Origin of the sequence: Thalassospira sp. GO-4, assembly GCF_023588965.1 — a bacterium.
Classification (GTDB): Bacteria; Pseudomonadota; Alphaproteobacteria; order Rhodospirillales; family Thalassospiraceae; genus Thalassospira; species Thalassospira povalilytica.
The window spans coordinates 650341-670309 of record NZ_CP097807.1 but is presented as its reverse complement, the minus strand read 5'-3'; the positions used below and the strand labels follow the sequence as shown (position 1 = coordinate 670309).

Here is a 19969-nt window from a genome sequence, read left to right as displayed (position 1 = left end):
GCAGCCATGCATCGCTCAATCGGTTTTGACCCTTAATCCCTGAACCTATATAAAGACGGCGCTTGGAATACGGCAACCCCATTCACCCGCTTTGAACACAAACGGTAGGCATATGACTGTTAATCGACGTATTTCCGTCGCCCCGATGATGGACTGGACGGATCGGCATGATCGCTATTTCTTGCGCCAGATCAGTCGTCATACGTTGCTTTATACCGAAATGGTCACAACAGGCGCGATCATTCATGGCGGCGTTGACCGGCATCTGCGCTATAACGCGGCGGAACACCCGGTTGCGCTTCAGCTTGGCGGCAGCGATCCGGATGATCTGGCACGTGCCTGCGACATCGCCAATCAATATGCCTATGACGAGATTAATCTGAATTGCGGCTGCCCGTCAGATCGGGTGCAAAATGGTGCGTTCGGGGCTTGCCTGATGGGGACACCCGATGTTGTGGCCGACTGCGTCAAATCAATGATCGCTGCCAGTGACGCGCCGGTTACCGTCAAAAACCGGATCGGTATTGATGATCAGGAAGACTATCCATCGCTTAAACGGTTCACCGAAACCGTTGCCAATGCCGGGTGCAAAACATTCATTGTCCATGCCCGCAAGGCCTGGCTCAAAGGTCTATCACCCAAAGAAAACCGCGAAGTCCCGCCCCTGAAATACGAGTTGGTCTATCAGCTTAAACAGGAATTCCCGGAACTCGAAATTCTGATCAATGGCGGCATCAAGACGCTTGATGAAACCGAAGAGCACCTTAAACATGTTGATGGTGTGATGATTGGACGCGAAGCCTATCAGAACCCCTATATTCTGGCCGATGTCGACCGTCGCTTTTATGGCGATGATGCCAAACCGCTGACCCGTCATCAGGTGGTCGAAGCCATGTTGCCCTATATCGAGCAACATCTTACCGAAGAAAATGCCACCATTGGTCATGTCACCCGTCACATGCTTGGCCTGTTCCAGCAAATGCGTGGTGCCAAGCAATGGCGTCGTTATCTCAGCGAAAATGCCCATCGCAAAGGTGCCGGAACCGAAGTCGTGCGCGAAGCACTGGCACTGGTGCCCGAACGTGATGACGAGGCCCTGTCTGCATGACAGCACGGGACCATGACGTCATCGGGGAAAATGACGCCCCTGCCAAAGCCGGCGCGATAACCTGGCGCGACGGCGATGTCCCGTTTTCCCCGCATTTTGGCGATGTTTATTACAATCCCAAAGACGGGCTTGCTGAAACACATTATGTGTTCGTCGATGGCAACAATTTGCCGACGGCCTGGCAAGGCAAAGACAATTTTACCATTGGTGAAACGGGATTTGGCACCGGGCTGAATTTTCTGGCGGCGTGGCAATGCTGGGCACAGGATCCGGATCGGTCCAAACGCCTGCACTTTGTTTCGGTCGAAAAATACCCGTTATCGCGCGATGACATGATCCGCGCGCATCGAAGCCGGCCGGAACTGGCAGACTTGTCAGAACAACTTGGCAATGTCTGGCCCCATGAAACAATGCTGCCCGGTATTCACCGATTTATCCTTGCTGATGGCGCAATCACCCTGACGCTTTTGATCGGGGATGCGATCGACTGCTGGTCGGGATATTCCGGGGCAATTGATTGCTGGTTTCTTGACGGCTTTGCCCCGTCGCGCAATCCCGATATGTGGCAACCATCCCTGTTCTCGGCGCTGGCAGCGGCATCAAACCCGGCTGGTGCGACACTTGCGACCTTTACGGCCGCCCGCATTGCCCGTGACGGGCTGGAAAGTGCCGGTTTCGAGGTTAGCAAACGCAAAGGCTTTGCCTATAAGCGCGACATGATCACGGCAAACCTTCCGGCCCGCCAACCGGAACTTGCCGATGATGAGGCCCGCTATGAAATTGCCGATGATCCGTGGTTTCACCTGCCCGGTGTGACCAAAACCAAAGCAAAAGCCGTTGCCGTTATTGGCGGCGGCATGGCCGGGGCCGCCTGCGCGAATGCCCTGCATCAGCGTGACTGCAAGGTGGTTCTGTTCGAACAGCATCGCGACCTTGCCCAAGCCGCATCGGGCAATCCGATCGGGATGCTCGAACCATATCTGACGGTTGATCATGCGATCATGGGCCGTTTCTACGAGGCCGGGTATCGGTTCAGTCATCGCATGGTCAAACGCCTGGCCGACCAGGGCAAGGTCGAGGCCGATTTTTGCGGGGTGCTGGACCTTGCGACCAGTCCGCGCAAACGTGAACGTCTTGACGGTCTGATCGGCCGCTTGCATGACAAACCCGACCTTGTGCGGGCCATGACCAGCGATGAAGCCAGCAACATGCTGGGCATTCCGGTTCCGATGGACGGGGTGTTCTATCCTTCTGCCGGATGGGTCCATCCGCCATCTTTTGTCCGCGCCCTGACAGCAGATATCGAATGTCAGCTTGCGACCTGTATTTCCGAAATCATTGATACCCCGGATGGCAAGCGACTGCGCAGCAACGATGGCCGCGAATTTGGTCCGTTTGATACGGTGGTGATCGCCGGTGCCCTCGAAACCGCAAACCTTGCCCAGACCAGTTGGCTTTCCGATCACCTTAACCCGGTCCGCGGGCAGATTACCTATTGCCCGGCCGACGCATTGGCCGAGACGTATGTTAGCGCTAACATGCGTTGTGTTCTAAGCTATAAGGGATATATCACCCCCCAACGTGACGGCATGCACGTGATCGGGGCAACGTTTGGGCGCGATGATGCCAAAACAGATATCCGCGAAAGCGATCATGCATTTAATATCAGACAGTTATCGAAAATCCTTCCGGCACTGTCTGAACATTTGTCGAACAAGACACTTGACGGTCGGGCGGCGGTCCGTACCACCACAGCCGATCACTTGCCGCTGATCGGGCCTGCACCGGATTTTGACCGCTATCTTTCGTGCTATCACGATATAGATAAAGGGAAAAAAGGCGCGCGATATATCCGTGCGCCTTACCACAAAGACGTGTATATCTGTACCGGGTTCGGGGCGCGTGGACTGATTGGTGCCCCGCTTGCCGCCGAAATTCTTGCCAGCGAGATTTGCGCCATGCCGTTGCCTTTGGAAAAATCCCTGATGGATGCCATACATCCGGCACGCTTTGTCATTCGCGGGCTGAAACGTCGCCAGATCACAACATGAATGACCAAGCCACCACAATGAACGCCGCCCCGCAAAAAGACCCGGATAGCATGAAAACAGCGACCGTGCTTGCCCTGTTTTTTTCTGGCCTGTTTTTGATTCAGGGGGTGTTCCTGCCCTATTGGCCGGTATGGCTGAAGGCGCAGGGATTATCGGCCGGTGAAATCGGCATTCTTTTGTCCCTGCCCAACTGGGTGCGGGTATTTGCCGACCCGCTGATCGCACAGCGGGCCGATCGCACCGGCAATCGCAAAACGCCGATGCTGTGGCTGGCGGGCATTTATGTGCTGTCAATTCTGGCCTTCCCGGTATCAAGCAATTTCTGGTGGCTTGCCGCGTTATCGGTGGTGATCGGTTTTACCTTTTCGCCGCTATTGCCGCTTGGCACGACCATTACCGTGCATGAATGCAAGGCACGGGAACTTGATTACGGGCGTGTCCGCCTGTGGGGGTCGCTTGCCTTCATTGTGGCGTCATACGGTGCCGGCTGGGTTCTGGACGGGACATCGACGCAATGGATCGTCTGGATGCTGTTCATTGCCGGCATTGTCAATTTTGTCATCACCACCCGTATGCCCGATCCCCAAACCGATCGTCCGTTGCGTTCGGGATCATCCCTGATCTATTTGCTGCGCAAACCAGTATTTCTGGTTTATCTGGGCTGCATCGGCTTTGCACAGGGGGCACATGGCACCTATTACAGTTTTGCCTCTGTCCATTGGGAATCGGTCGGTTATTCGCATGAAATGATCGGCATGTTCTGGTCAATCGGCGTGGTTGCCGAGATTGTCCTGTTTGCGGTTGCAGGCAGGTTTGTTCGCGGACGCCATCCGGGCATTCTGTTTTCGCTTGGTGCGATGGCCGGTATCCTGCGCTGGACGGTTTTGGGGTCCAGCGACAATGTCTGGATGATCGTGCTTGTTCAGCCGCTTCATGCCATGACATTTGGCATCACCCATCTGGCAGCGGTGAGCTTTATTGCGCGCGCCATCCCGCAACAGCTTGCCACATCGGCACAAAGCCTGATGGCGACATTGTCGATGGGTGTATTTCTGGGCAGCAGCATCTGGGCATCCGGGCCGCTTTATGAGCAATTTGGTTCACATGCCTATTACTTCATGGCTGGTCTTTCGGGGATTGCGCTGGTATTCGCCTTCTGGCTTGTGCGAAGCTGGCGTGGTGAAGACAAAACGTTTTGTGATTAATGTCTTGTGCACCACATAACAGCACAATCCGTGTTCAAACCGTTTGACCATAAGGACTGCCAATATGACGTCGATGCCGTTCTCACGCAGAATGCGCCGTTGGAAACTCGGTTTGAAGACGCTTTTCGGATCCGAACCGGCGGGATATTTCATCCCTTATCGCTATGCCGCGGAAACTCAAAAGGCGGTCGGACGGCCGACATATCCGGCGATTGAAGCCATGATGGAACAGGCCGCCCCGACGATGAAAGCCTGGCTGACCAAGGCTGCCCTTTATCAGGATGCCTTTGCCAGCTTTGGCAATGCCTCCCCGCCTGAACCGCGCTGGCAGCAAAGCTGGTTTCCGCGCCTTGACGGGATGATGGCCTATGTCTTTACCCGCGAGTTTCGTCCCAACCGGATCATAGAAATCGGATCGGGTCATTCGACACGGTTTTATTACCGGGCCATCAAGGATGGCGATCTTCCGACACAGTTTCACGCCATTGACCCCGCCCCGCGCGCCGACATTGCCAAACTACCGATCACGATCGAACGCAGCATTGTGCAGAAAGCCGACCAGACCGTGTTTAACGATCTTGTCGGGTCGGATTTCCTGTCGATTGATTCCAGCCATATCCTGATGCCCGGCACCGATGTCGATTTGCTGTTTTCATCGGTTATTCCGATCCTGCCCAGCGGAACGATCATTCACATCCATGACATCACCCTGCCCGATGACTATCCGGAAATCTGGCAATGGCGCGGCTATAACGAACAACAGGGCGTTGCTGCGTTGCTGGCGGGCGGTGCATTTGAAATCATGTGGTCGAGCGCCTATGCCACGACCCGGCTTGATGATCTGGTTACAAATTCAATAGCCAATGGCATTCATCTTCCCGACGGCGCACATGAAACCAGCCTTTGGCTGCGCAAACGATAAACAGATATCACCGAACACATCAAAGGGCAGCCTGATCAGGCTGCCCTTTGATGTTATAAGTCGTTACCGGTTGTCGCGGTTTCCTAGTTCTTATACGGATCCGCAGCATCGCGCAGGCCATCGCCAAGGAAGTTGAAGGCCAGAACAACGATGACCACCGGCACCACAGGCAACATCAGCCACGGATAAACGGCAACGGCGTTGATGTTCTGGGCGTCATTCAAAAGAACGCCCCAACTGGTTACCGGCGCACGCAGGCCAAGCCCCAGGAAGCTGAGGGCGGTTTCGCCAAGGATCATGTTGGGAATTGAAAGCGTCACGGATGCAATCAGGTGACTTGCAAAATTCGGCAACAGATGCCGGGCAATGATGCGTTTGGGTTTGGCCCCCATCAAGCGTGCGGCAAGGGCATAGTCTTCTTCACGTAGCGCCAGAAGTTTTGAACGCACCGCACGTGCAAGCCCGGTCCAGTCAATCAGTCCGAGAATGATGGTGATCCCGAAATAGATCAGGATCGGGCTCCAGGTTACGGGCAAGGCCGCCGACAACGCCATCCAAAGCGGGATTTCAGGCAATGATCGGATGACTTCAATGGCACGCTGTGCCGTGGCATCCACCCATCCCCCGTAATAGCCAGCCGCACCTCCAATCAGGATCCCCAGAAGGAAACTGACCGAAATCCCCACCAGTCCGATGGTCAACGACACGCGCGCGCCATACACCATGCGCGAAAACATGTCGCGTCCAAGCCGGTCCGTTCCAAAGATGAACAATGTCCCGTCTTCCGATGGACAGACGAAATGGAAATCCATATCCACCATGCCCCAGAATTCATATTCATCCCCCGAACAGAAGAACCTGACAGGATCAACACGGTCCATATTGGTCGTATAGGTCGGCTTCAGCGTTTCCATATCCACCGAGAAATCCGTGCCATAGGTAAATGGCCCGATAAACTCCCCGTCATGAAACAGGTGGATTGCCTGTGGCGGGTGATGGATGAATTCCGAATTGCGCGTTTCCTGGGCATAGGGGGCGATAAACTCGACGATGAACACCGAGGCATACATGATCGCCAGAATGATCAGAGAAAAATACGCCAGCCGGTGACGTTTAAGACGCCACCACATCAATTGCCATTGCGATGCCAGATAGTATTTTTCCTGTTCCGGCGTCAAAGCTTCGCGGTCCCAGGGATCAAAGGGCGCGGTATCAACAAAATGTTCGTTGCGCTTGTTGCCATCCGTCGTCATTTGGAGACACCTCCCTGCAAGCGAATGCGGGGATCAAGCCAGGCCAGCAATACGTCAGAAATGAACATGCCAACAACGGTCAGCAGCGCCAGAAACATCAGGAACGACCCGGCCAGATACATGTCCTGACTTTGCAACGCGGCAAGCAACATCGGCCCGGTGGTTGGCAATGACATCACCACCGATACCAGCACCGAGCCCGACACCACCTGTGGCAGGATATTGCCAATATCGGCAATGAACGGGTTAAGCGCCATGCGCAGCGGATATTTGAACAGCACCTTGGTCGGTGAAAGGCCCTTGGCATGGGCGGTAACGACATATTGTTTGCCAAGTTCATCAAGCAGATTGGCGCGCAACCGCCGGATCATGGATGCGGTCCCCGATGTGCCGATCACCACAACCGGCGCCCAAAGATGTTCGGCGACAGACATGATTTTGGCAAATGACCAGCCCTGATTGATGAATTCCGGATCCATCAGACCACCGATCGACGTCCCGAAGACCACATTGGCGTAATAAAGCAGGATCAGGGCAAACAGGAAGTTCGGCATTGCGAGGCCGAGGAAGCCCAAAAGGGTAAAACCATAATCGCCCCAGCTATATTGCCGGGTCGCGGAATAGATCCCGATCGGGAAGCTTACGATATAGATGAAAATGACCGTGCTGAAATTCAGCACCATCGACAACCACAACCGGTCGCCGACCACGTCACTTACTGGAAGGTTATATTCAAACGAGAAGCCGAGATCACCGTGCAACAATCCCCACGCCCATTCGGCATATTGCACATAGATCGGTTGATCGAGCCCGTATTGCCGTTTGAGAAATTCGATCTTTGCCGGATCGACGGCCTCGCCCTGGGCCTGAAGTTCATTAAGATAGGTGCTCAGAAAATCCCCGGGCGGGAGCTGAATGATCACGAATACCAGCACACTGATCAGGATCAGTGTCGGTACCATTACAAAAAGCCGTCTTGCCAAAAAAGTCAGCATCGGCGAAATCGCTCCCCCGTGTCGTTTTGCGCCCTTCCCTCGTTGGCAACAAAACGTCTTGTTATCAGTATGTCAGGCTTATCTGTCCCACCAGAATGTGTCTGGACGATACATGCCAAAGAATGCACCCGGTTCCCAACTGTGAATGCCTTTTTCCGGCACGTTGCGTAGATCCTTGTCGACCACGACAGGCTGCGGCACGTTTCCGATCAGACCGATTGAAAACATGTTTTCCGAATTGATATCCAGAATACCCTGCCAGGCTTCCTTCCGGCCCTTTTCATTGCTGGACTGCCATTTATTGTACAGATCCATCAATTCCCGAGCAGCCGGCATGTCAGGTGCTTCGCCGGCCTCGCCATTGGTTTGATAATACTGGCCCCATTTCGGCCATTGCAGGCTGTCTTGCTGTACCGGTACAAATTCGGACGGCACCGAGTTCGCGGTGGCAAGACCGTTATCAACACCGTTAAAGATCGACATGATCGTCTCGCCGCTATACGCGCGGTTACGCAGGACTTCGCGTTGAAGTCCCTTGATATACATTTTAACGCCGATCTTGCGCCAGCTGTCACCGATCAGTTCAAGCATGTCGTCATGTTCGGGATTTTCGCCGGTGGTTTCGACGATGATTTCCATCGGACGACCATCAGGCAGCAAACGGATGCCATCACCATCACGCTTGTCCAGCCCCATCTCGTCCAGCAGGGCGTTTGCCGCTTTGACGTCGAATTTTATAAAGTTTTCGCGATATTCCGGTTTGAAAAGCGGGCTTTTGGGCAGAACCGTATTATTCGTCGGCTGCGCCAGACCAAAGAACAGAACGCGGTTGATTTCGGTCCGGTTGATGCCCAGAGAAAGCGCACGGCGGAACCGCACATCGCGAATGACATCGCGCCACACCGGGTCGCTGCATGTAAGGTTGGGATAAAGCGCGGCATAGGCCCCCGCCCCGACATCCCACAAACGCACCTGATAGTTCTGTTTGGCTTCGGACTGTTTAAGGAACGTATAGTCCTTAAGCGACAGAATGCGGCTTTGCAAATCGACTTCACCGGCACCGACCTTTGCCGGGACCAGTTTGGAATTTGAAATATTGAAGATCATCCGGTCGATATAGGGCAACTGGTTCCCTTCGGGATCGACACGATGATAATACGGGTTGCGCACAAAAACGAACCGGTCGGACGGTTCCTCGGTCGTGATCAACCACGGTTCGAGGGAAGGACGGTCGATATTTGAAAGTTTGTAGGGACGGTCCATGTCGGTATGCAACACCGCCCAGCTGCGCAGACCGCGTTCCTGCACCACTGCGTCCAGTTCGGCCGCATCCCGGTATTTTTCGTGAAACTGCTTAAGATAATGGGCCGGACGGTAGATGAATGGCGGACGGGTTGCTGCCAACTCGGTCAGGAAGAACGGGTTGGGCCGCGACCAGCTGTAACGCACCGTGTATTCATCAATGACTTCAAAACTTGCCGGTTCATCGCCAACGAACAGGAAGCGCGGCGGGCCGACCGGGAACAATTCATCATTATTGACGATATCTTCCCAGTAATAGCGGAAATCTTCGGCCGTAAAGGGCGCACCATCAGACCATTTGTGACCCTTGCGCAGATGAAGGGTGAAAACATTGCCCTCCTCGTTAACGTCAAGTGCCTCAAGAATATCGGGTTGCAGGTTCAGGTCCTGGTCATAGCCCACCAAGCGCGCATAGCCATAAACAACCGCCATGCGGATATCCTTGGACCGGCCCATGATGGTGACAAATTCACCGCCATATTTTCCGACTGTTTTGCCTTCGGCACCGAAATCAATGACATTGGGATGTTCAGGAAGCCGCTGCAACATCGGCGGCAAGGTGCCCTTGGCAACCGCGTCTTCAAAATACGGGACTTCTGCCTGTGCGCCGCTTGGCAACAAGCTGGTCCCGACAAGCCCCATCCCCATCATCAGACCACCGAACAGACGGCGGGCTGATACAGCTGAACTGGCACAAAGCTTGATCATATTGCGATCTCCGTGAAATCGGCACGTTCGGCACGCACAAAATGGTCTTCGGCGAATTGCATCATTTTGGGTGCACTGGTGTCATTGATCGTAAAGGGTGCAGGCCAGCGTGCCGGATCGGATGCCTTGCCATCAACGATTTTGTCGAAATCAAGCAAATGTTCCAGATCGGCAAACGGCACAGCATTGAGCAAGGCCTGGGTATAGGGGTGCAACGGATTACGGAACAATTGTTCGCGCGGTGCGGATTCAACAATTCGCCCGGCACACATCACCGCAATCCGGTCCGCGATATAATCGACAACTGCAAGGTTATGCGAAATAAACAGATATGTCAGATTAAGATCACGCTGTAAATCTTTCAAAAGATTAAGAATTTGCGCCTGAACCGATACATCAAGTGCGGATGTCGGTTCGTCAAAAATCAACAGATCGGGTTTAAGGCTCAGCGCGCGGGCAATGCCAATACGCTGACGCTGCCCGCCGGAAAAACTGTGCGGATACCGGCTTAGAAAGCGTGGATCAAGCCCGACCAGATCCATCAGTTCAAGGACCATATTCTTGCGATATTCCGCATCACCCACCCCGTGGATCAACATCGGTTCGGTAATGATATCCTGAACCGTCATGCGTGGATTTAGGGACCCGAACGGATCCTGAAACACGAATTGTATCCGTTTGCGATACGGGTTGAGCTGATCTTCATCAAGTCCGGTCAACTCGGTCATCTGGCCGCTTTCACCGCGGAAAAGAATGGATCCTTCATCAGGGTCCATTGCCCGCATGATCAACTTCGAAAGCGTTGTCTTCCCACAGCCGCTTTCACCGACCAGGCCGACACATTCCCCGCGATTGACCGTTAGCGACACATCCGCAACTGCCGGGATCAGGTGTTGTTCGGATTTGATCCAGTTGCCCTTGCGCGTGGTGAAGCTTTTGCTGAGATGGCGGACCGACAGAACCGGTTCACTTGCCATCGCCGGATGCAGGGCCAGTGACGGCGGAACATCGGATGTTTCGCGCGCGCTTTCTTGCTGGCTGCTTTCGGCAAGCAGACTGCCGGTTTTCGGTTTGATTTCACGAAGCGGACGCAACCGTTCATCCGGCCCCATATCAAAATGCGGAACAGCCGCCAGAAGCGATTGCGTATAGGCATGCCCCGGATTGATAAAGACATCATCGGTTTTGCCGGACTCAACAACACGGCCGTCATAGACCACCACCATGCGGTCCGCCATGTTTGCCACCACGCCAAGATCATGAGTGATCAGCAAAACCGACATTTGCAGTTCTTTTTGCACATCCTTGATCAGTCGCAGAATTTGCGCCTGGATCGTGACATCAAGGGCGGTTGTCGGTTCATCCGCAACCAGAAGTGCGGGACGACACACCATGGCCATGGCAATCATCGCGCGTTGGCGCAAACCACCCGACAATTCGAACGGATATGTTTTCAAGGCCCGCTTGGGTTGGGGAAAGCCGATCAGTGTCAGCATTTCAACAGCAAGTTCTCTGGCCTCTGCCCGGCCGACCTTGCGATGCAGGCGAACGGCCTCGCAGATCTGGTCACCAATGGTATGCAACGGTGACAGCGAACTCATCGGTTCCTGAAAAATCATGGAAATACGGCCACCGCGGATCGCGCGCATTTCTGCACCCGAACGATCAAGCATGGCAAGATCAACCCGCGTCCCCGGCTTTTTCGGGTCGGCAAAGATGATTGATCCTTTGGTGATCTGCGCTGTTTTGGGCAGCAGTCCCATAATGGCCTGGGAGATCGTGCTTTTGCCCGAACCGGATTCCCCGACCAACGCGACAGTTTCTTGCGCACCGATGCGAAAGCTAACGTTTTCGACGGCCTTGACGCGCATATGCGGCAAGACAAACTCAACTTTCAGATCCTTGATACGCAGAATGTCAGTCATGTTCGTTTGGCACCACCATTTGTACGCTCGGCTGCGGCGGCCTGAACCAGTGTTTCGGCCTCATCCATGCGCATCAGGTTTGTTCTTGTCACATCATCGACCAGAAGTTGGTTATCTTTCGCCCAATCCCGTGAAATTTCAAGCAGATCATCAAAACCGTCCAGTGTTGATTCTGCGACAATTTTGGTTTCACCGGCATGAAGGGTCAGTTCAAACCAGCCTTTGTTGCCATCGCGCTTGGTGCTGAAATAACGCAGACGGAATTTCGAAAGTTCCGGCCAGGCAAAAGCGGTCCCGCCACGAAGGCTTGAAAGACGAATGCCATATTCCGAAACAAAAAGCTTTGACTGGAACCGGATCAGTGTTCGCGCAAAATAGAACACGAACAACAATGCGAGCCCGGCCGCCGTCCACTGAATGATTTCAAGCATGTCGGGGATCAGCGCGATCACACCACAAATCAGCAAACCGACAATCGATTTTGCCAGATCCGGTGCCATCAGTTTGGGTGGATAGGACATCATCTGAACGTCGCTGTCACCGACCCCCGCCGGTTTGACAGGATCGACATTCGGGGCCGCTTCTGGCGCGTCCACCGGTTCCGCTTCGATATGATTTCTGGGCCTTATTGCCATGGAAATACTCCAGGAATTCTAAGCCAGCTCAATGCTGAATGTTCCATTGAAAACAAATTATCGAGAAACTTCGTGGTGGCGCGATCATGGACAAGATGGTGGGTCAGAATGCCGGTTGGCTCGGCCTTGTCGACCTGCCCTGTTCGCCGGGCCGCCAGATGCGACACCATGGCGCCAAGGGCAGCGTCTTCGCCGACAAATCCGCGCGACCCGCGCCAGTCAATGACATCGACATGGGTGTTAACCTGTATCAGGCCCTTGTCAGGTTCGGCAACTTTGCGCGGGTTAAAGGTGCTAAGCCCGCAAAAACCAAGTGAATGCAGCACGGCCACAACATCATCTGCAATGCGGTTCCATGGCGGCACCATTACCGGCAGGAAACGGTTTCCGAACCGAGATTCCAGCACGTGAAACCCCTGTCGCAAGTCCGCCACCACCGCACCGATATCGCGAACATCATCGAGTTCCTGTTTCTTGCGACCTTCGGGCATGTGGTTCTGATGGGACCAGCCATGCTGCAAAACGCGGGTATCAAGCGTTTCGGCCAGCCGCTCAACCAGATCATCCTGCAGGTTGGCCGGGATGACCGCCAGTGCCAAGGGCACCTTGTAATTCTGTTCAAACGAAAGAAGGGTTTCGAGTTCCGGGGTCACGGTCACGGCATCATCATCGCGCCACCAAGCCGTGGCAACACGCCCTGCGGCCTGCCACAGATCAAGCTCCGTGCGCAAATGATCCCAACTGCTCATACCTGCCCCTTAATCATCCCTGCGATAATTGCCGCAGTTTTTTGCGCGCCATCCAGGGCAATTTTGACATTTGCCGGCTGGCTGGCGCGATCTATGTATTTTGCCAATGATTGCGCAGACAGGCCATCAAGATCAAGCAGGGAAATAACCCCTTCTTTTGAAAGAATTTCCGCACGCTCTGTCTGTTCGCTTTCACCGCCATCTGCAAACGGCACCATAACAGCCGGTGTCGCCGTCGACAGCACATCCATCAGCGTATTATATCCGGCTTGTGACACCGATACAGCGGCCTTTGCCATCCGTTCGCGAAAATCAGGCAGGAACCGATGAAGTTCGACCCCGTCGGGTAACGTTGATGCAATCTTGTCAAACCGGTCCTGTGGGAAATGCGGTCCGGCAACGATATCCCATTTCGCCTGCCCGTAGGGCCCGGAATACTGGCGGGCAGCAATGGCAAGTTCAATCAGCTCCGCGCCAACCGCACCACCGCCGGCAGATACCAGAACCCCCGACCGTGATGCAGTTGTTTTTGTACCGGGATCGGCTGCGACGTATCCGGTATGCGTGATCAAATCGGCAATCTGGTCGGCACATTCAAAGCTGTGTGCGAAATCAAACACGTTCGGATCACCATGTACCAGCACCCTTGTCAGGTACTTTCTGGCAATGGTTGCCATCCACTGCGTTTTTGCCGGGTCCTTTTTGCGGACCAGAAGATCACGCACGGAACAGACAACCGGAATGCCCGCGGCCTTTGCGGCCTCGAATAACGGGATCAGTTCAAATCGAAATGCCCGGCGCCCAAACGGGAACATCTCGACCAATAGCAGCTTGGGTCTGGCATCGACAAAAGCCGTCAGCAATTCGGCCTTGCGCGTTTCTTTCCAGTCATCGCCAAGACGATTGCCCTTGGGATCGTCAAGGGTCGAAAAGCTGCTGTCGGCTGTTTTGCAAGGCGATAGCTGCACAACCTGATCTGCTGCAAAATCAAGTCCATCATCGGGAACCCCGCCACTTGCGACCATAACCGAAAGCCCGCGGTCACGGATCGCACGGTTGATCAGGGCCATCCGGCGAACATGACCAATCCCCAAAAGATGCTGCACATAGACAAAAACGTCTGCCATCAGGTTTCCTTTGTTCGCGCGATCAGGGGCACATTCAGATTGCGGACAGAAAACCCGTCACGATCCGACCAGTCAAAAACATGAAGGCAATCCCAATCGAGCTTGTCCGGGCATTTTCCCATCATGTTCCATGGTGTGGCCGCGGCATAAACCGCGCGAATAACCCCCTTGTGGGTCACGGCACCAAAGACCGTATCTGAACCGGCTTTCAGGAAGTCTTCCACGCGCCTGACGACGTCCCGCGGACTTTCGCCCCCTTCGGGCCGGAAGTCCCAGCCACGATCTTCATTGTCCTGCATGGCATCGCCCAGTTCGGTCCGCAAATCGGCCAGTTTGCGCCCTTCCCATGATCCCCAGTTCATTTCGATCAGCGACGGCGCGATATCGACCGTTTTGATGCCCAGTGCATCGGCCGTTTCACGCGTGCGTTTCAACGGTGTGCAATACCATGGAACATTTTCCCAAACCGTCGGCAAAGCTTTGCCCTGATAGGCTGCGACTGTTTCGGGGCGAAGCGATATGTCGGAATGGCCCTGAATTCGTTTTTGGGCATTCCAGTCCGTAACCCCGTGACGCAGCAACGCGAACCGAACCGTTTTCATGCGCCGTCCTTCCCGGGGACCTGCTCTGCTTGATCACCAACAATCGCGCGCAATGTCGTGCCCAGAATGTCCGATGCGGCAGAAACAGTGTGATGTTGTATTGCCTTTGATGCCCCGGCCACCCCAAAGGACCGCAGGGCCGATATATCCGTGCCAAGACATTGCGCAAGCCGATCGGTAAAGGCATCCTCGTCCCCCGCCGGAACCAGCCAGCCGGTCACACCATTGGAAACGATCCCCGAAACACCCCCGGCATCCCCGGCCAGCACCGGCAACCCTGCTGCTTGTGCTTCGAGCATCGCCATCCCGAAAGCCTCTTTAATTGCCGGCCAGACAAAAAGATCGGATTGCCCCAGAATGTCGCGTGTCTGATCAGGCACACACAGGCCCGCCAGTGTGACATGGTTTTGGGTAATGCCGGCGTGGTCAAACATCGCCTCGACCCGGTCGCGGGCCGGACCATCCCCGATCACGGTCAGGTGCCAGTTCCCTATTCCATCACGCAACAACCGCCCCAATGACCGCGCTAGGAGGTCAAATGATCTAAGCTTGTCGCCATCGCGCATCATCGCTGTGGTGACAAGACGGAGACAGGCGGGATCAACCGCTGGGCGGTCGGAAATCTGCCAGTTTTCAACATGGGTAAACGGGGCAATGAAATGCAGGACCTGGTCAGGGCAAACATCGCGCAGGCAAACCATGTCTGAACGGTTAAGCGAAAAGACCGCGCGACTATGGCGCAACGCGGTTTCAACCGCCGCATGACTTTGCGCCCAGGGACCACCAGCACGTTTGGGTGCAAAGGATGCCTCGGCCACGACATAGGGAATATCAAGGGTACTGGCGACAATCGGCCCGACCCAGTCCGGGGCCTTGTAATACAGATGATAGGTAAACCAGATATCGGGACGCGGGCGAAAGCCAGATTGATATTGGCGTAACAGGCGACCGGCCAGTTTCGTGCCAAGTTCGGCAAGCCGGGCCTGTTTCAGAACACTGCCATCCGCCACCCGGCTACGCAGTCGCGCCGCAATATCGACATTCATGTCCGCATGGCGCAGCGCATCACATAACAGTCGCGCCAAAAGCCGGTCACCCGACGGGACCGGATGGTCAACTGGCTTCAGCGGTGCATAAAAGGCAACCTGCAAACGCGTGCCTCCTACTGGGCGGCGGGTTGATGAATGTCCGAATTCGGGGAACCGTCACCGGCAAGCGGATCTGAAACACCGAAACGATGCGCCAGATCTTTCATGCCGCGATAAAATGAAAAGTCGCGGCGCACAATTTCATTGCCCTTGCGCCCCATGGCGTCACGCAGCGCCGGATCGGTAATGACGATTTGCAGGGCATCGGCCAGGGCATCGGGATTGCGTTGCGGAACAAGTTTTCCATTCACCCCATCAACAAGCAGTTCCGGAATGGCCGAAATTGCCGTCGATACGGCAGCAAGACCACAAAGCTGGGCTTCCATCAGAACGTTGGGCAAGCCGTCCCGATCACCATCCTGTTCAATGCGGCTGGCCAGCACGAAAAGGTCCGATGACTGACAGGCCGCGATGACTTCCTTCTGGTCGCGTGGGCCACGCCAGTCACATTTCGCCGCAATGCCAAGTTCTGAGGCCAGCTGTTTATATTTGCTGTCACTGCCACCGCCGATATGGATGAACCGCCAATGCAAGCCGTCCGGCAATTTTGCCAGCGCACGCAAAAGATCGTCATATCCCTTTTTGCCGACCAGACGACCGACCGACAGTATGGTCACCGGGTTGTCCGGATCACTGCCATCGCGCATCGGCCGGTTTGGCAATTCTTCGGGAAAGCGCGAAAAATCAAGCCCATGATAGAGCAGGTTCACCTTGTCCGGGTCTTCGGCAAGCGTGCGCAGGTAATCAACATTGGCCTTGGTACAGGTCACAAGCCAATCCATATCGCGCAGCTTTTCGCGCATGTCCCAGTCTTCACTGGTATAGATATCCTTGGCGTGCGCCGAACATGACCATGGCAAGCCGCACATGATCGCGCAATAACGGGCCACCGATGCGGGCGTATGCAGGAAATGCGCATAAATGCGCGTCACATCATCAGGCAACTCGGCCGCCATGACCACTGCCTGTGCGAACCGCCGTGCGCGGTTGGACGTCCGATCACGACGGTAATCCTGCCACCAGATATTGAAAGCCCGGCGATATCCCGGAAGTTTGCGGGCCTTTAACCAGGCACGCAAAACACGCATCGGTTCCTGATAAACATATTCCGGAAGGTAATCGACAGCCCCGGTGATCCGGTCATTGATCGGATGGCGTTTTTTGTCGGTCGGATGACGCAATGAAACGATGCGGTACGGAATACCGACCTGCTGAATGCCAAGAATTTCCTGCGCAATAAAGGTTTCCGACAATCGCGGATATCCCTTCACCACGATTGCAAGATTGTCGCGTGTCATCAATTTTGTTCCCGGAAATGCTTATTCGGCGGCCATTTGCGGCGGAAGCCAGCGATCAACAAGATCCCCGACCCGATCAAGCCCGCCCATAAGGTTGGGTACCGTGACGTGGGACGGTTTGGGCTGATGGATCAGTCCGTGAAGGGCATCGGCCATTTCACGCGGATCGCGCCCGCCATCTTCGGTCAGCATCTTGACCAGTCCGAGCTTTTCGGCGGCTGATGCGCGGACATATTGTTCCAGACGCGGCACTGTGCGCGGCACGATAACCGCTGGCTTGTCAAAGGACAGGATTTCGCAAAACGTGTTGTAACCGCCCATGGCAATGACACCGGCAGATTTATCCATCAGCATTTCGACATTGGCATCAAAGGTAATGACCGAAAGCTTTTCAATCTTTTCGGCACGTTCCATGAAGGCCTTTTGTTCTGCAGGCGCCATGAATGGTCCCAGAACAACAAGCGACGGGACAGCAATCGTCGGGTCGGTTTCATAGGCACTGATCACCCAGTCCACCAGATTGACACCATCCCCGCCACCACCGGTGGTTACCAGGTAATAGGGTTCTTCAAGACCAAGCGCACCATGTTCCGGGGTCGGGCGGCGTGTTGCAGTACGCGGCAGATATCCGGTATAGGCCATCTTGTTTTCAACACCCGGCGGCAAATCAATCCCTTCGAGCGGATTACAGATTTCCTGCAAACCATAGACCCAGATTTCGTCATACAGATCGGCCAGCGCCGGAACACATTGTTTGCGATCCCATTCTTCGCGCAGATTGGCCGGATCATCCATCACATCACGCAAGCCCATCACCAGACGGGTCCGGCGATGACGCAACATCTTAAGCGTCGATTCCACTTCACCACGAAGACCAAGCGGTTCCTTATCAACGATGAAAATGTCGGGATTGAAGACATCAGCCGTGTGCTGAATGATCGATTCACGCATCGCAAGGATCTGATCAACGTCGATATTCAGATTAAGGGACGTATATTCCCCGTTCGACAGTTTGATCACGCCGGGAATACGGACAAAGTCGACTCGCGAACGGAATTCGAAACTGCCAATGATCGGTGACCCGGACAGGATAAGAACAGAAACATCATCACGACGTGACACAAGCGCATGCGCAATTGTGCGGCAACGGCGCAGATGGCCGAGCCCAAACGTATCATGACTGTAAATTAGAACCCGATACCCGGAGTTCCCCACGATAGACATATACCCGCCCGTCTGCGTAGTGATCCTTAATATCCTGTCTCCCCACCTCACAGGGTGACAGGATATCTCTTATTGGCAAGCAAATCCGTTTGTACAAATCCGGTTTGCCATTTTGTTTTCCCAGCTAATTGCTCTCACACTGACCCAATATCGCGCAAGACTTTTTCGAGCAGCTTCTGCCTTTCGGCTGGTGTGCCAAGTGACTGCAACTTCTCGGAAAGCGCGGTGATGGTCCCGGCATACATGTTATGCCAGTCATCACGCGACAGTTCTTCACCCGAAAGTCTCGGCTTGTGCTGAACCACATGCAAGGTGCCCTTTTGCAAGGTCACTGTTTCATCAAGCATGGGCAGGGATATCTTTTCGACAGGTATGTCATGGGCAATCAGCGCTTGTTGGAAGGCAGTTCGCGCGCCCTCTTCACCATGGGTAAGGAAAATGCGCTTGGCCACAGGTAGTCTGTCTTTGGTCCAGCGCAAGAGCATGTCCTGATCTGCGTGACCGGAATAGACATCAAGCGTGCGAATTCGGGCATGGACCTCGATCTCGTCGCCATGAATGCGGACATGTTTTGCCCCCTTCTGCAAGACACGCCCGAATGATCCCGCGGCCTGGAAGCCGACCAGCAAGACGGTGCAGTTGGCCCGCCACAGATTGTTTTTCAAATGATAGCGAATGCGACCCGCATCACACATGCCGCTTGCCGACAAAATGATCGCACCGCTGGTCACCCGAGCCAGTTGTTTGCTGGCTTCAACATCGGGAACCATATGGAATTTCGGATGTTCAAGGGCACGCGCATCTTCATGACTGAGATGACGGGCAAAAACGTCTGTCGCATGTTGCGCAAGCGGGCTGTCGACAAAGACATTTGCCTCGGGCAAGTGCCCGCGATTGAACAGATGCGCGAGATCGACCAGCAATTCCTGGGTTCTGGCAACGGCAAAGCTTGGAATGACAAGGTTGCCACCAGCATTCAGCGCATCACGAACTTCCTTGCCCAACATGGCGCGGCGTTCATCATCACTGACATTTGGGCGATTGCGATCACCATAGGTCGTCTCGACAAACAGATAGTCAAGATCAGACGGGCCTTCGGGGGCCTCGTTAAACACGGCTTCGCCGGTACCGATATCGCCCGAAAACAGAATGCGGGTCGGTTTGGTTTCCTTGCCAACCGGTGCGACTTCAACCTCGATCGAGGCCGAGCCCAGCAGATGCCCGGCATCCCAATAGCGGGCGCGTACACCGTCGATGACATCAATCCATTCGTGATATTCGACGGGTTTGAGTCTTTGCAAGGTTTGTTCGGCATCCTTGCGGGTATAGATCGGGGTTACTTCCGGACGTCCACGGCGCGCATTGCGGCGGTTAAGGCGTTCGACCTCGCTTTCCTGAATATATCCGGAATCTGGCAACATATAGGTCAGAAGATCACAGGTTGGCTCGGTCGCCAGAATGTGGTTTTCAAAGCCTGCCTTGACCAGTTTCGGCAACAATCCGGAATGATCGATATGGGCGTGGGTCAACAAAACGGCTGAAATGTCGGACGCCTTGAACGGAAACGGTCCATAGTTCAGTTCGCGGACAGTTTTGCTGCCCTGGAACATGCCGCAATCAACAAGAAACTGACCATGGTCGGTCTGCAACAGATAACACGAGCCGGTCACACCGCCAGCGGCACCACAAAACGTAACTGATACGGTCATTCCCGTTC

The 19969-nt window shown here is 54.7% G+C and carries 16 protein-coding genes; 4 read left to right on the top strand and 12 right to left on the bottom strand.

Features of this window, described 5'->3' with window-relative positions; translation table 11 throughout:
- Nucleotides 1–112: 112 nt before the first annotated feature.
- The 4 genes from dusA (at nt 113) to M9H61_RS03205 (ending at nt 5286) form a co-directional block, all read left to right on the top strand.
- Complete coding sequence (dusA, locus tag M9H61_RS03220; RefSeq protein WP_068519374.1) at nt 113–1108, top strand: tRNA dihydrouridine(20/20a) synthase DusA; 996 nt, start codon at nt 113–115, stop codon at nt 1106–1108.
- A complete protein-coding gene (mnmC, locus tag M9H61_RS03215; RefSeq protein ID WP_250283362.1) occupies nt 1105–3159 on the top strand; it encodes a bifunctional tRNA (5-methylaminomethyl-2-thiouridine)(34)-methyltransferase MnmD/FAD-dependent 5-carboxymethylaminomethyl-2-thiouridine(34) oxidoreductase MnmC in 2055 nt (684 codons plus the stop codon). Before dusA ends, mnmC begins: the two co-directional genes overlap by 4 nt.
- Complete coding sequence (locus M9H61_RS03210) at nt 3156–4364, top strand: 3-phenylpropionate MFS transporter (protein ID WP_250283360.1); 1209 nt, start codon at nt 3156–3158, stop codon at nt 4362–4364. Before mnmC ends, M9H61_RS03210 begins: the two co-directional genes overlap by 4 nt.
- 112 nt (nt 4365–4476) lie before the next feature.
- Entirely contained in the window at nt 4477–5286 is an 810-nt protein-coding gene (locus M9H61_RS03205) for a class I SAM-dependent methyltransferase (RefSeq protein ID WP_250283358.1), read from the top strand.
- Between the two features lie 83 nt (nt 5287–5369).
- Here M9H61_RS03205 and M9H61_RS03200 read toward each other — a convergent pair whose 3' ends face one another.
- The 12 genes from M9H61_RS03200 to M9H61_RS03145 all read right to left on the bottom strand — a co-directional run bounded on the left by M9H61_RS03200 (nt 5370) and on the right by M9H61_RS03145 (nt 19961).
- Nucleotides 5370–6539: an ABC transporter permease gene (locus tag M9H61_RS03200; protein WP_250283356.1), complete on the bottom strand. Its 1170-nt coding sequence runs from the start codon at nt 6537–6539 to the stop codon at nt 5370–5372.
- Entirely contained in the window at nt 6536–7534 is a 999-nt protein-coding gene (locus M9H61_RS03195) for an ABC transporter permease (protein ID WP_068519369.1), read from the bottom strand. The genes M9H61_RS03200 and M9H61_RS03195 overlap by 4 nt, the downstream gene beginning before the upstream one ends.
- 78 nt (nt 7535–7612) lie before the next feature.
- Nucleotides 7613–9544, bottom strand: a complete 1932-nt coding sequence (locus M9H61_RS03190; protein WP_250283354.1) for an ABC transporter substrate-binding protein — start codon at nt 9542–9544, stop codon at nt 7613–7615.
- Complete coding sequence (locus tag M9H61_RS03185; protein ID WP_250283352.1) at nt 9541–11469, bottom strand: ABC transporter ATP-binding protein; 1929 nt, start codon at nt 11467–11469, stop codon at nt 9541–9543. Before M9H61_RS03185 ends, M9H61_RS03190 begins: the two co-directional genes overlap by 4 nt.
- The gene (locus M9H61_RS03180; RefSeq protein ID WP_250283350.1) at nt 11466–12104 is read right to left on the bottom strand and encodes a hypothetical protein; all 639 of its coding nucleotides are present in this window, start codon (nt 12102–12104) and stop codon (nt 11466–11468) included. The genes M9H61_RS03185 and M9H61_RS03180 overlap by 4 nt, the downstream gene beginning before the upstream one ends.
- Nucleotides 12095–12853 carry a polysaccharide deacetylase family protein gene (locus tag M9H61_RS03175; RefSeq protein WP_114112455.1) on the bottom strand — a complete coding sequence of 253 codons (759 nt, stop codon included), beginning with the start codon at nt 12851–12853 and terminating at the stop codon, nt 12095–12097. The genes M9H61_RS03180 and M9H61_RS03175 overlap by 10 nt, the downstream gene beginning before the upstream one ends.
- The gene (locus M9H61_RS03170) at nt 12850–13980 is read right to left on the bottom strand and encodes a glycosyltransferase family protein (protein ID WP_250283349.1); all 1131 of its coding nucleotides are present in this window, start codon (nt 13978–13980) and stop codon (nt 12850–12852) included. The genes M9H61_RS03175 and M9H61_RS03170 overlap by 4 nt, the downstream gene beginning before the upstream one ends.
- Entirely contained in the window at nt 13980–14582 is a 603-nt protein-coding gene (locus M9H61_RS03165; RefSeq protein ID WP_250283347.1) for a histidine phosphatase family protein, read from the bottom strand. The genes M9H61_RS03170 and M9H61_RS03165 overlap by 1 nt, the downstream gene beginning before the upstream one ends.
- Nucleotides 14579–15733: a glycosyltransferase family 4 protein gene (locus tag M9H61_RS03160; protein WP_250283345.1), complete on the bottom strand. Its 1155-nt coding sequence runs from the start codon at nt 15731–15733 to the stop codon at nt 14579–14581. The genes M9H61_RS03165 and M9H61_RS03160 overlap by 4 nt, the downstream gene beginning before the upstream one ends.
- Nucleotides 15734–15744: 11 nt before the next feature.
- Complete coding sequence (locus tag M9H61_RS03155; RefSeq protein WP_250283343.1) at nt 15745–17028, bottom strand: glycosyltransferase family 4 protein; 1284 nt, start codon at nt 17026–17028, stop codon at nt 15745–15747.
- Nucleotides 17029–17049: 21 nt separating this feature from the next.
- Nucleotides 17050–18150 (bottom strand): glycosyltransferase family protein, encoded by a 1101-nt coding sequence (locus M9H61_RS03150; protein ID WP_228195356.1) that lies wholly within the window; start codon nt 18148–18150, stop codon nt 17050–17052.
- Between the two features lie 236 nt (nt 18151–18386).
- Nucleotides 18387–19961 carry an MBL fold metallo-hydrolase gene (locus tag M9H61_RS03145; RefSeq protein ID WP_068519359.1) on the bottom strand — a complete coding sequence of 525 codons (1575 nt, stop codon included), beginning with the start codon at nt 19959–19961 and terminating at the stop codon, nt 18387–18389.
- Nucleotides 19962–19969: the final 8 nt, after the last annotated feature.